The 12,447-nt window shown below is 72.4% G+C and carries 10 protein-coding genes; 5 read left to right on the top strand and 5 right to left on the bottom strand.

The annotated features are described in order from the left end of the window. Positions 1–32 precede the first annotated feature (32 nt). Both ACFC96_RS19785 and ACFC96_RS19780 read left to right on the top strand, forming a co-directional pair. A complete protein-coding gene (locus ACFC96_RS19785) occupies positions 33–449 on the top strand; it encodes a BlaI/MecI/CopY family transcriptional regulator (protein ID WP_376255713.1) in 417 nt (138 codons plus the stop codon). After that, on the top strand, positions 446–1,384 hold the full coding sequence (locus ACFC96_RS19780) for a M56 family metallopeptidase (protein WP_376613362.1): 939 nt from the start codon (positions 446–448) through the stop codon (positions 1,382–1,384). Before ACFC96_RS19785 ends, ACFC96_RS19780 begins: the two co-directional genes overlap by 4 nt. A 25-nt stretch (positions 1,385–1,409) precedes the next feature. Here ACFC96_RS19780 and ACFC96_RS19775 read toward each other — a convergent pair whose 3' ends face one another. Next, positions 1,410–2,765, bottom strand: a complete 1,356-nt coding sequence (locus ACFC96_RS19775) for a M64 family metallopeptidase (RefSeq protein WP_376613360.1) — start codon at positions 2,763–2,765, stop codon at positions 1,410–1,412. A 178-nt stretch (positions 2,766–2,943) separates the two neighbouring features. Between ACFC96_RS19775 and ACFC96_RS19770 the strand changes: the two genes are divergently transcribed. From ACFC96_RS19770 to ACFC96_RS19760, 3 genes are all read left to right on the top strand, one after another. Beyond that, positions 2,944–4,413 (top strand): helix-turn-helix domain-containing protein, encoded by a 1,470-nt coding sequence (locus ACFC96_RS19770; protein WP_376613358.1) that lies wholly within the window; start codon positions 2,944–2,946, stop codon positions 4,411–4,413. A 150-nt stretch (positions 4,414–4,563) separates the two neighbouring features. After that, complete coding sequence (locus ACFC96_RS19765; RefSeq protein WP_376613357.1) at positions 4,564–6,378, top strand: prolyl oligopeptidase family serine peptidase; 1,815 nt, start codon at positions 4,564–4,566, stop codon at positions 6,376–6,378. A gap of 80 nt (positions 6,379–6,458) precedes the next feature. Continuing rightward, the gene (locus ACFC96_RS19760; RefSeq protein WP_376613355.1) at positions 6,459–7,313 is read left to right on the top strand and encodes an SURF1 family protein; all 855 of its coding nucleotides are present in this window, start codon (positions 6,459–6,461) and stop codon (positions 7,311–7,313) included. A 385-nt stretch (positions 7,314–7,698) separates the two neighbouring features. On the opposite strand, the gene ACFC96_RS19755 is transcribed toward ACFC96_RS19760, so the two are convergent. The 4 genes from ACFC96_RS19755 to ACFC96_RS19740 form a co-directional block, all read right to left on the bottom strand. Further along, positions 7,699–8,796 (bottom strand): hypothetical protein, encoded by a 1,098-nt coding sequence (locus ACFC96_RS19755; RefSeq protein WP_376255701.1) that lies wholly within the window; start codon positions 8,794–8,796, stop codon positions 7,699–7,701. 65 nt (positions 8,797–8,861) lie between these two features. Continuing rightward, positions 8,862–9,530, bottom strand: coding sequence for a SigE family RNA polymerase sigma factor (locus ACFC96_RS19750; protein WP_323136338.1), 669 nt, complete (start codon positions 9,528–9,530; stop codon positions 8,862–8,864). Between the two features lie 356 nt (positions 9,531–9,886). Next, positions 9,887–10,954, bottom strand: coding sequence for an aspartate-semialdehyde dehydrogenase (locus tag ACFC96_RS19745; protein ID WP_376255697.1), 1,068 nt, complete (start codon positions 10,952–10,954; stop codon positions 9,887–9,889). Next, positions 10,954–12,234 carry an aspartate kinase gene (locus ACFC96_RS19740; RefSeq protein WP_116511757.1) on the bottom strand — a complete coding sequence of 427 codons (1,281 nt, stop codon included), beginning with the start codon at positions 12,232–12,234 and terminating at the stop codon, positions 10,954–10,956. Before ACFC96_RS19740 ends, ACFC96_RS19745 begins: the two co-directional genes overlap by 1 nt. Between the last annotated feature and the right edge of the window lie 213 nt (positions 12,235–12,447).

Genomic DNA, 12,447 nt, shown 5'->3' with positions numbered 1-12,447 from the left:
CTGTAGACGACGAAGAGCGGAGGATCGTTCCCATGGCCGACGAGCAGGAACGGCGTCCCGCGGGCGAGCTCGAGGCGAGCGTCCTCGCCGCGCTCTGGGCCGCCGAGACACCGCTCACCCCCGGCGAGGTGCAGCGGGCGCTCGCCGACGGCCTGGCCCGCACCACCGTGACCACGATCCTGACCCGGCTCCACGCCAAGGGGACGGTCACCCGTGACCGCGCGGGCCGCGGCTACGCGTACCGGCCCGCGCAGGACTCGCACGGGCTGACGGCCCGCCGCATGCACGCCGAGCTCGACAAGGACGAGGACCGCGGCACGGTCCTGGCCCGATTCGTCTCCGAGCTGAGCACCGAGGACGAGCAGATGCTGCGCGCGCTGCTCGACGGCGGAGCCGACAGCGACGCCGAGGGCGGCTCGGGCGGCGACCGCGGAGGTACCGGCCGATGATCTTCGCCGTCTGGATTCCGCTGCTCATGCCGCTGCTCGCCGTACCCGCCGCGCGCCGCGCCGCCGAGTGGCTGCCGCCCCGCGCCGCGGCCTGGACGCTGGCGGGCTTCTCCGTGGTCCTCGCCGGATCCAGCACGGCCGCGCTCGGCCTCCTCGCCTCCGCCGGGGCGCTGCGGCTGCCTCCCGTGGCCGCCCTCGGGCATCTGTCACCACCGCTCCTCGGCGACGGCTCCCCGGTGCTCGTTCCCGCGTCGGTCCTCGCCGTGCTCGCGCTGGCGGCGGGCGCGTTCGCGCTGGTCCGTACGCTGCTGCGGCAGCGGCGCGAGATGCGGGCGGCCCGCGCCGGGTCCGCCGCCGCCGACGAACTCTCCGTACGGCAGGACGAACTCCCTTACGCCTACGCCCTTCCGGGGCGCCCGGACCGGATCGTCGTGACGACGGGGATGCTGCGGGCGCTCGACGCGAAGGAGCGCGAGGTGCTCTTCGCGCACGAGCGCGCGCACCTCGCGGGCCGACACCATCTGTTCCTCGCGACGGCCGAACTGGCCGTCACCCTGCACCCGATGCTGCGCGGACTGCGCGAACCGCTCGCCTACGCGCTCGAGCGCTGGGCCGACGAGTCCGCCGCCACCGCGACGGGCGACCGGGCGCTCACCGCGCGGGCGATCGGCCGGGCCGCCCTCGCCGCGGCCCGCGTCCCGGGGGCCGGGGCACGCCCCCGTACGGCGCTCGCCGTCACGGCGGGTCCGGTGCCGCGGCGCGTCACCGCCCTGCTGACCACGAGTGCCGCGGCGGCCCGCCCGCGCAGGGCGCTGCGGCGCGCGCTGGCCGGCGCGCTCCTGGTGTGCGCGGCGCTCTCGGCCGGCGCGGTCGCCGACGCGGCCCACGACCTGCACGCGGGCGTGGAGGTCGCACAGGGCGAGACCGCCCGCTGAACCGGCCCCACGCGCGCGTGGCCCCTCACTTGCCCGTCTTCACCGTCCAGCTGACGCTGTTGGACGCCGCCCGGATCGCCGCCGGGTCCCGTAGCGACGCGCTGTTGTCGACGGCGGTCGCGGTGACGGTGTGCGTGCCCTTGCGCGCGCCCAGCTCCTTGCCGGTGACGGTGCGCTCGGCGGCGGCGCGGCGCACCTCGACCCCGTCGACGTACCAGTGCACGCGCACGTCGGACAGGCCCTTGGCGAGCGGTGCGAGGTCCACGCGGATGTGGTCCTGGGGGCGCAGGGTGCGGGTGGTGGGGGTGCGGGCCGTGAGCACGTCGGCGTCGCGGTAGAAGCCGGCGATCATCGCCTCGCGGCCGACGAGGTTGAACTGCTCGGTGTCCAGGGCACGCATGATCGAGTTCTGGGTCGGGCGGTAGATCCCGTACTCGTAGTAGCCGCCGCCCTCGTACGCGCCCACGGTCCCGCCCGACGGGTCGCTCTCGCCCAGCCAGCGGTACCACTTGGTCCTGGCGCCGGACATGCCGTCCGCCGTCAGGACGCTGGTGTTGGGCTCGACGGGCTCCGCGCCGGGGTACCGGCCGTAACCCGCGTACTGGTACTCGTCGGCCAGCAGGCCGATGGAGTGGCCCAGTTCATGGGCGCCGATCAGGTACGAGCGGTCGTTGTCGGAGGACATCGTGGCGATGCCGGTGTGCCCCGCGGTCGACTGGACGCCGCTGTAACCGGCGCCGCCGTACTTCGTGGCGTTCGAGACGACGAAGACGATGTCGGAGTCCGGGGCCCGCTGCGCGTACGAGTCGACCTTCTTCTCGTCGATGCAGAGCAGCCGCTCGACGTCGTCGCAGAAGAAGTAACTACTGAGCGCGGTGTCCTTGACGACGTCCTGGGTGGGGTCCCCGGAGACACCCGATTCGTTCGAGACCGTGTTGACGAGCCAGAAGTTGAAGAGGCCCTTGTAGCTCTTGTACGGCTCGATCGCGAAGATCGAGCCGAGCTTGGACTCGGCGTCCTGCCTGAAGTCCTCCTGCTGGTCCGCCGTGTAGCCGTCACCCATGATCACGAGGTCGAGGCGGCCCTCGGAGGGGCCCGTCTTCTGCAGCGCCGTGACCTCGCCGTCCGGGGCGGCCGTCGCGGGCGCGCGCTTGTCCTTGCGGATCTGTGCAGGTACGGCCGCCGGAACCCGGACGTGACGGCCTTCTCCGTGGGAGTCGGCGAAGTACTCGACCGTACGGGTCCCCGTGTCGGACCCGCTCACGGCTTCGGCGGCGTCGGCGTGACCGGCGAGGCCCGCGCCGCCGAGGGCGGCGGCCGCGAGTACACCGGCGAGGAGCGCCGCGGGCAGGGGACGGCGCGGGGACTTGGGTATCGGCACGAGAACCTCGGGTACTCAAGTAGGAGAGATAAGTGCTGGGTTAATCAGACTTAATCGATCGATCAACCTAGGGGGTGGCGTGGCGGCTGACAAGGGGTGAGACTCAAGTGCCCTGCGGCGAGCACCAGTTGCGGGAGCGGAACCACGGAGCGGGACAGGAAGGGCGGCGCGCCGCACGATGACGCACGACAGCACCCCGGAGCCGGGCGACCCCGGCCCCGCACCGGACGGCGACCCGTCCGCATCCGCAGAGCCCGCAGAGCCCGCAGAGCCCGCAGACGAACCCATAGGCCGCCGCGTCCTGCGCCTGCGCACGGATCGCGGCTTGACCCAGCGTCAGGTCGCCGAGCCCGCCTACACGCCCGCCTACATCTCCACGCTGGAAGCGGGCCGCGTCCGCCCCTCCGAGGCCGCATTGCGACACGTCGCCGAGCGGCTCGGCGTCACGTACGAGGAACTCACGACGGGGCAGCCCGCCCACCTCGCCACCCGGCTGCGCCTGCGCCTCACGGAGGCCCAGCGCGGGCTCACCACGGGCGCCGCCGAGGAGGCAGCCGTCCTGTACGAGGAGCTGCGGGCCGAGGCCGAGCGGCACGGCCTCGCCGCCGAACAGGCCGCCGCCGCACTCGGCCTCGGCGAGTGCGCCCTGGAGACCGGCCAACTCCCCGACGCCCACCGATACTTCGAAGCCGCCGAGGCGCTGCTCGTCGCGGCCGGCGCGCCACTGCCTCAGCGCGCCCCCGTCGTACGCGCGCGTGCCGTCGCGCACTACCTCTCCGGAGAGCTGCGGTACGCCTGCTACCTCCTCGAGTCCGCGCTCGACGAGCTGAACACCAGCGGCCTGCACGACCCGGACGCCCTGCTGCTGCTCTACACGGCGGCCATCGCCCCGTACATGGACATGGGCGCCCACGCGCGCGCCGCGCAGGCCGCCGAGCTCGCGCTCTCGCTGGCCCCGCAGGCCGGGGACCCCGTGCTCGTCGCCAAGATGCACCGCTCGGTGGCCCGCACGCTCCTCGCCGAGGGCCGCGCCGCGGAGGCCGACGCGTCCCTGAGCAAGGCCGCCGAGCTGTACCAGCGGCTCCAGATCCGCACCGAACTCGCGCACTGCCACTGGATGCGCGGATACGTCCACGCCCAGAACGGCCGACTCGCCGATGCGGAACGTGAGTTGAGGACGGCGCGCGACATGCTGTCGGCCAAGCGGGCGGCGCTCTACACGACACAGGTCGAGGTCGAGCTGGCCGACGTGCTGCGCCGCAGGGGCAGCAGCGACGAGGCGGCCGCGCTGCTGCGGGCCCTGCTCGGCGACCTGAACCCGGAGCGCGGCGCCGTCCACGCCGCGGGCGCGCACCGGCTGCTCGGCATCATCGCGGAGGAGTCGGGGGCCGCGGGCGCCCCCGAGGGGAGCGGCTCGGCGACGGCCGCGACCGAGGCCGCCGAGGAGCACTACGTCACCGCGCTGAGCCTGCTCGAACGGGCGGGCGCGGCGGGCGACCTGGCCGACCTGTGCCGTCTGCTCGGCGACCTCTACCGCCGCACGGGCCGTATCGACGCCGCCCTCGACACGTACCGCACGGGTCTCGGGCACCGCGCCGCGCCCGGCACCACGACCCTCGGCCCGGCCCCCGCCGAGCCGCCCGTGTGACGAGGCATGCCTTCGCCGCCTGCGCGGCCTTCGCCGCCCTCGTCGCCCTCGTCGCCCTCGTCGCCCTGAGGGAGTACACGGCCGGGCAGTTATCCACAGGCTGGGGAACCTCGCCAGCGGATTGTCGGCCGGTGGGGGCACTATGGGGCCATGACTGAGAGCAACGGGACCCCTCGGGGGGCGGGCGGCGGATCCATGCCGGACTGGGAGAAGCGCTTCCGTGCGCCTCGGGTGTCCCTGCCCGACTGGGCGGAGGACGCCCCGGACCGCGCCCTGTTCGTGTCGAACGCGACGGGGACGTACGAGCTGTACGCGTGGGACCGGGCGACGGGCGAGCAGCGCAGAGCGACGGACCGGCCGAACGGGACGACGGACGGCGTCCTGTCCCCCGACGGCGAGTGGATCTGGTGGTTCAGCGACAAGGACGGGGACGAGTTCGGGGTCTGGCTGCGCCAGCCCTTCGCCGGGGGCGACGACGTCCCCGCGGTGGACGGGCTCGAAGCCTCGTATCCGGCGGGCCTTGCCATCGGCAGGGACGGCTCGACGGCGGTCGTGGGCCGCTCCACGGACGAGGACGGCACGACGATCCATGTCGTCCGCGGCGGCGGCGCGCCCCAGGAGATCTACCGGCACCGCGAGTCGGCCGGCGTCGGCGACCTCTCGCACGACGGCACCCTCATCGCCATCGAGCACACGGAGCACGGGGACGCCATGCACTCGGCCCTGCGTGTGGTGCAGCCCGACGGGACGACGGTCGCCGAGCTCGACGACACCAAGGGCGGCTCGCAGGAGCTGGGCCTGGAAGTCCTGGGCTTCGCTCCGGTGGACGGGGACACCCGGCTCCTCGTCGGGCACCAGCGGCGCGGGCGCTGGGAGCCGATGGTGTGGGACGTGGCGTCGGGCGAGGAGACCGATCTCGCCCTCGACCTGCCCGGTGACGTCTCCGCCGAGTGGTATCCGGACGGCTCGGCGCTCCTGGTCGCACACAGCTTCGAGGCCCGCAGCGACCTGTGGCGCTACGAGTTCGGCTCGGGCACGCTGACCCGCGTCGAGACCCCGCCGGGCACGGTGTCGGGGGCGACGGCGCGGCCCGACGGCAGCGTGGAGTACCTGTGGTCCTCGGCGGCCGAGCCGTCGGTCGTCCGGTCCACGTCGGGCGGCGTGGTCCTCGATCCGCCCGGGCTCAGGGCTCCGGTGTCCGTGCCGGTGGAGGACGTGTGGGTCGAGGGACCCGGCGGCCGCATCCACGCCCTCGTCCAGAAGCCGGCGGGGGCCACGGGGCCGCTGCCCACCGTGTTCGAGGTGCACGGGGGGCCGACCTGGCACGACAGCGACTCGTTCGCGGCGGGACCCGCGGCCTGGGTGGACCACGGGTACGCGGTGGTCCGGGTCAACTACCGGGGCTCGACCGGATACGGGCGCGAGTGGACGGACGCGCTCAAGCACCGCGTCGGCCTCATCGAGCTGGAGGACGTCTCGGCGGTCCGCGAGTGGGCCGTGTCGTCCGGGCTCGCCGACCCGGACCGGCTCGTCCTCGCGGGCGGCTCCTGGGGCGGGTACCTCACGCTCCTCGGCGTCGGCACCCAGCCGGACGTCTGGGCGGTGGGCCTCGCGGCCGTGCCCGTCGCGGACTACGTCACGGCGTACCACGACGAGATGGAGGCCCTCAAGGCGCTGGACCGCACGCTGTTCGGCGGCACCCCGGAAGAGGTCCCCGACCGCTTCACCGCGTCGTCCCCGCTGACGTACGTGGACGAGGTGAAGGCCCCGGTCTACATCTCGGCGGGGGTCAACGACCCGCGGTGCCCGATCCGCCAGATCGACAACTATGTGGACCGGCTCGTGGCGCGCGGCGCCACGCATGAGGTGTACCGCTACGACGCGGGGCACGGTTCGCTCGTCGTGGAGGAGCGGATCAAGCAGGTGCGGCTGGAGCTAGACTTCGCGGCGCGGCATCTGAGCTGACGAACGCGGCGGCGCTCCCGCGCGGGACCGGGCCCACCCCGCGGCCCGGGTCCTCGTGCGGGAGCCGTACCGTGGGGAGGGTGTACCGGTTCCTCCTGACCCCCCGGTGGTGGGGGATCAACGTGTTCGTCGTGCTCGCCATCCCCTTCTGCATCTTCATGGGCTCCTGGCAGCTCGGCCGCTTCGAGGACCGGGTGCAGGGCCACAAGGACGCCTCGGCCCGGTCGACGGCGAACGAGAAGGCCGCGCCCCGGCCGCTCGGCTCCCTGCTGCCCGTGGACCAGCAGACGTCCGGCAAGCGGGCCACCGCGACCGGGCACTACGGCAAGCAGCTCCTCGTCCCCGACCGTGAACTCGACGGCAGGACCGGGTTCTACGTGGTGACGTTGCTGCGCACGGAGGGGGGCGCCGGCAAGGCGCTGCCCGTCGTACGCGGGTGGGTGCCCGGTGCGGCGAGCGCCGCGAAGGCTCCCGCGGCACCCCGGGGTGAGGTCACCGTCACCGGTGCGCTCCAGGCCTCCGAGAGCCCGAGCTCGGGTGGGGCTTCCGCCGCGGGGGGCCTGCCGGCCGGACAGCTCGGCGCGATCAGCGCGGCGTCCCTGGTGAACCTCGTCCCGTACGACGTCTACGACGCCTGGGTCACGCTCGACACGGCGGACTCCGGGATGACGGCGGTACCGGCGACGGCGCCGCAGGGCAGCGGCCTCGACCTGAAGGCGTTCCAGAACCTGGGCTACACCGGCGAGTGGTTCGTCTTCGCGGGCTTCGTGGTCTTCATGTGGTTCCGCCTGCTGCGCCGCGAGGCGGAGTTCGAGCGGGACGCCGCGCTGGGGCTCACGGAACCCGATGCGACCGGCACGGCCCCGGACGCGGCAGACGCCTCGGACAGGGCAGACTCCCCGCAGTCCGCGAGCCCCGAGACGGCCCGGGGCTAGGGCCTTTCATCTGGATCAGGCCGGCCCAGGGAGCAAGGCCTGGCATGACCCAGAAGTCGAAAGGCCCTGGTCCGGCTCCGCCGGGAAGAGCCGTCGCGGCTGATCACCGCAGCGGCTGATCCCCGTCCGGGCGGGAGCGGGAGGCGCCCAGCACTCCCCCGCGTCTCACCGCACCGGCATCTCACCGCACCCGCGTCCCACGGCACCGGCCTGTACGGGTCCCGCCCCCAGGGCCTGTCGTCTGGATCAGGCCGGATCAGGGAGCGGGTGCCGGCGCCGTGTGCCGCAAGGCGGAGGAGCCCACGCGGAGCGTCGGCGACTGACGACAACGCCGCGAGGCGCGGTGCCGGCACCCGTGAGCCCGGCACGATCCGGGCGAAAGCCCCTAGGAGGCCGGCAGGACCCCCGTGCGGTACACCGTTCCCGCGCACGCGTTGGGGATCGTCGTGCTGGACGAGGCCGTGCCCTGTTCCGCCGTGTGGGAGACCGCGACGCTTCCGTCGGCCGCGGGGCCCTCCGCCGCCAGCTGCGTGGACAGGCCGCTCTGTTCCGGGTTCGAGCCCGTCGCGTCGCCCGTGGTGCCGCCGGACGGGGTCGGGCTGGGCGACGCGTCGCCCCCGCCTCCCGTGGTCGGGCAGCTCGCGGACGGCACCCACGCGAAGCGGACCTCGTACGACATGCCCGGTTCGAGGATGAGCTGGCTGGGCTCCGTCGACGGGTCGGGCAGCCCGGTCGCGGCGTCACCCGCCGTGTGGTCGACGACGTTGACCTTGGTCGGGTCGGCCGCGCCCTGGGCAACGACGGAGACGGTGCCGGGGGCGTCCACGGAGCAGTTCGCCTGGGAGATGTTCGTGACGCGGAAGGAGCCGTAGACCTTGCCGCTCGCGTCGGCCGCGCCGAGGTTCGCGGAGGCGCCGCCGAGGTCGGCCGGCCCGCAGACCGGGGAGCTCGCGGCCGCCGTGCTCGCGGGATCAGGGCCGCCGGTGGCACCACCGCCCGCCCCCTTGCCCTTGTCGCCGGGCTTGCCCTTCTTGCCGTCCTTGTCCTTGGACCTGGACTTGCCCGAAGGGCTCCCCGTGCCGCTCTCGCCGCCGTCGGGCCCCTTCCCGGAACCCGTACCGCCGCGCGTCGCCTCGCTGCTGCCGGCGATGGACGGGCGGTCGTTCGCCCCGCTCTGGCCCGTCACATGGATGAGCGCGGGGATCGCCGTGCCGACGAAGAGGGCCGCGGCCGCCATGCCGACGACCGCCTGCCGCTTGCGGGCCCGCCGGGCGGGCACGGCGCGGCGCAGATGCTCGAGCGTCCCGTTCTTCGGCTCGATCTCCTCCACGGCCTGGTGCAACAGGCGCCGCAGCGCCAGCTCGTCACCGCCGAGGGAGTCCAGGGGGTCGGGAGAATCCGGGCCCCCCGCGGAGTCCGGGCCTCCGAAGGGATCCTCGGGACCGCCGGAGAGGATGTCGTCCTGGCCGGGGCCGTGATTCACAGTTCCATCCCCGGATCCCACACGCCTGTTCTGCTCATCCCGATCATTGCCGTGCTTGTCGCTGCTCATGCGGGGGCCTCCATGGCGACGCGGAGCGCCGCTATGCCCCGGGATCCGTACGCCTTCACGGAGCCGAGGGAGATCCCCAGGGCCTCCGCCACCTGCGCCTCGGTCATGTCCGCGAAGTAGCGCAGGACGAGGACCTCGCGCTGGCGGCGCTGGAGCCCGCGCAGCGCCTGCTTCAGCGCGTCGCGCTCGAGCAGGTCGTACGCGCCCTCCTCCGCGCTCGCCATGTCGGGCATCGGCTTCGTCAGAAGCTTCAGGCCGAGGATGCGGCGGCGCAGGGCGGAGCGCGAGAGGTTCACGACCGTCTGCCGCAGATACGCGAGCGTCTTCTCGGGGTCGCGCACTCTCTTGCGCGCGGAGTGGACCCTGATGAACGCCTCCTGCACGACGTCCTCGCAGGAGGCCGTGTCGTCCAGGAGCAGGGCCGCGAGACCGAGGAGCGACCGGTAGTGGGCGCGATAGGTCTCGGTCAGATGGTCGACCGTGGTGCCTGCCGCCATCGTCTCCTCAGCGCCTTCGCGCTGAGCGGGTATGCGGGCAGGCCGCGCTGCTGGCATGGGGGCGATCACCGGCATGCCGCCGGACGAACCGGACATCCGGGGACGCCGGGGCGGGCGAAGGGCTGCACCCCTCGCCTGAACCGCTGTGAAATCGAGTACCTCTGCCACGCCTGTTGGACACGCTTCCCCCCGTCAGGGTTGTACGCGACAGGCGTCCTGTTTGCGGCAGGCATCATCCATGACGCTGCGTCAAGTGCCCTCATGCGTACCCGCTCTTCCCCTATGCCCCAGTTTCCCCTGGCGCCCCTAGGCCCTACGCCCCCGAAAGGCGATCGCAAAGACGCTCCCCGTCCCGTGCGCGGTTGCACGGAACGGGGAGGGATCTTCGACGAATCTTCGGGCGCACGGACCGACGCGTTCAAGTGGTGAGACCACCGACCGCCCACAGGTCCTTCACAGATCCTATAAAGCGCACCGGATAAAAGAAGACCGAGTCCGGTTTACGGACGGTGAAGAGGCCGAACTCACGTGGCGGGCGGGAACTCCTGGGCCACCAGCTCGGCGATCTGCGCGGTGTTGAGGGCCGCGCCCTTGCGCAGGTTGTCCCCGCACACGAAGAACTCGAGCCCGGCCGGGTCGTCGAGGGAGCGCCGGACGCGGCCGACCCAGGTCGGGTCGGTGCCCACCACATCGGCGGGCGTGGGGAACTCACCGGCCGCGGGATTGTCGAAGAGCACGACCCCGGGGGCGGTCGCGAGGATCTCGCGCGCCTTGTCGACCGTGACCTCGCTCTGGAAGCGGGCGTGAACGGTGAGGGAGTGCGTGGTGACGACGGGGACGCGCACGCACGTCACCGCGACCTTGAGGTCCGGCAGGCCGAGGATCTTGCGGGACTCGTCCCGCACCTTCATCTCCTCGGAGGACCAGCCGTCCTCGCGCAGGGAACCGGCCCACGGCACGACGTTGAGCGCCACGGGCTCGGGGAAGGGGCCGGTGTTGTCGCCGACGGCGCGGCGTACGTCGCCGGGGTTCGTCCCGAGTTCCGTACCGGCCACGAGCGACATCTGCTGGCGCAGGGTGTCGATACCGGCGCGGCCGGCCCCGCTGACGGCCTGGTAGCTGGAGACGACCAGCTCGCGCAGCCCGAACTCGGCGTGCAGCGCCCCGACGGCGACGATCATCGACAGGGTCGTGCAGTTGGGGTTGGCGACGATGCCGCGCGGCCGCACGCGCGCGGCGTGCGGATTGACCTCGGGCACGACGAGCGGCACGTCCGGGTCCAGGCGGAAGGCGGCCGAGTTGTCGACGACGACCGCACCCTTGGAGGCGGCGACGGGCGCCCACTGCGCGGAGATCTCGTCGGGCACGTCGAACATCGCGACGTCGACTCCGTCGAAGACCTCCTCGCTCAGGGCCATGACCTCGACCTCCTCCCCGCGCACGGCCAGCTTGCGGCCGGCCGAGCGCGGGGAGGCGATCAGGCGGATCTCGCCCCAGATGTCCGCGTGCTGCGAAAGGATCTGGAGCATGACCGTGCCGACGGCCCCGGTCGCTCCCACGACCGCGAGTGTCGGCCTGTCGGTCTGAGCCATCAGCGGCCGGTGCCTCCGTAGACCACGGCCTCGTCGGAGTCCGAGTCGAGCCCGAAGGCGGTGTGCACGGCGCGCACGGCCTCGTTCACATCGTCTGCGCGCGTGACGACCGAGATGCGGATCTCGGAGGTCGAGATGAGCTCGATGTTGACGCCCGCGTCACTGAGCGCCTCGAAGAACCCGGCCGTGACACCCGGGTTCGTCTTCATACCGGCGCCCACGAGAGAGATCTTGGCGATCTGGTCGTCGTAGCGCAGGGACTCGAAGCCGACCGCGGTCTTCGTCTTCTCCAGGGCGTCGATGGCCTTGCGGCCCTCGGTCTTCGGGAGAGTGAAGGAGATGTCCGTCAGGCCGGTCGAGGCCGCGGACACGTTCTGCACGATCATGTCGATGTTGACCTGGGAGTCCGCGATGGCGCGGAAGATGTTCGCAGCCTCCCCGGGCTTGTCCGGGACACCGACGACGGTGATCTTCGCCTCGGAGGTGTCGTGAGCGACACCGGAGATGATGGCCTGCTCCACCTTCTGGTCCCCTTGATCGAAGTGCGGTTCGTTGCTGACCCAGGTTCCCTGCAGTCCCGAGAAGGACGAGCGGACGTGGATCGGGATGTTGTAGCGGCGCGCGTACTCCACACAGCGGTGGAGGAGCACCTTGGACCCGGAGCTGGCGAGCTCCAGCATGTCCTCGAAGGAGATCCAGTCGATCTTCCGCGCCTTCTTCACGACGCGCGGGTCGGCGGTGAACACGCCGTCGACGTCGGTGTAGATCTCGCACACCTCGGCGTCGAGCGCCGCGGCGAGGGCGACGGCCGTCGTGTCGGACCCGCCACGGCCGAGCGTGGTGATGTCCTTCTTGTCCTGGCTGACGCCCTGGAACCCGGCGACGATGGCGATGTTGCCCTCGTCGAGCGCCGTCCTGATCCGTCCCGGGGTCACATCGATGATCCGGGCTTTGTTGTGGACCGAGTCGGTGATGACGCCGGCCTGACTGCCCGTGAACGACTGGGCCTCGTGGCCCAGGTTTTTGATCGCCATGGCCAGCAGGGCCATGGAGATCCGCTCTCCGGCGGTCAGCAGCATGTCGAATTCGCGCCCGGCAGGGATCGGGGATACCTGCCCGGCGAGATCGATCAACTCATCCGTCGTGTCGCCCATCGCGGACACCACGACAACCACCTGGTTGCCGTTCTTCTTGGCGTCGACGATTCGCTTGGCGACCCGCTTGATGCCTTCGGCATCGGCTACGGAGGAGCCTCCGTACTTCTGCACGACAAGGCCCACGTGCGCTCCTCGCTCAGTTTGTCTCGGTCGGCTCAGTCTAACGAGCGGCCGAAATCAGCCCCGGGAATACCACATCCTGAGATGTCCCGCTCAGAAAGTGATCACCGGGCACAGGGGCCCGGCGGGGGCTTCACGCTCCGGCCGCTCGGACAGGCGCATGCCCGCGCCCCGGCCCGGCAACCGGAAAAGTGGGGTGGGTCACTTCACCGGCCG

Source organism: Streptomyces sp. NPDC055955, assembly GCF_042270245.1.
Taxonomy (GTDB): domain Bacteria; phylum Actinomycetota; class Actinomycetes; order Streptomycetales; family Streptomycetaceae; genus Streptomyces.
The sequence above is the reverse complement of the archived record's forward strand: the minus strand, read 5'-3'. Positions and strand labels throughout refer to the sequence as shown.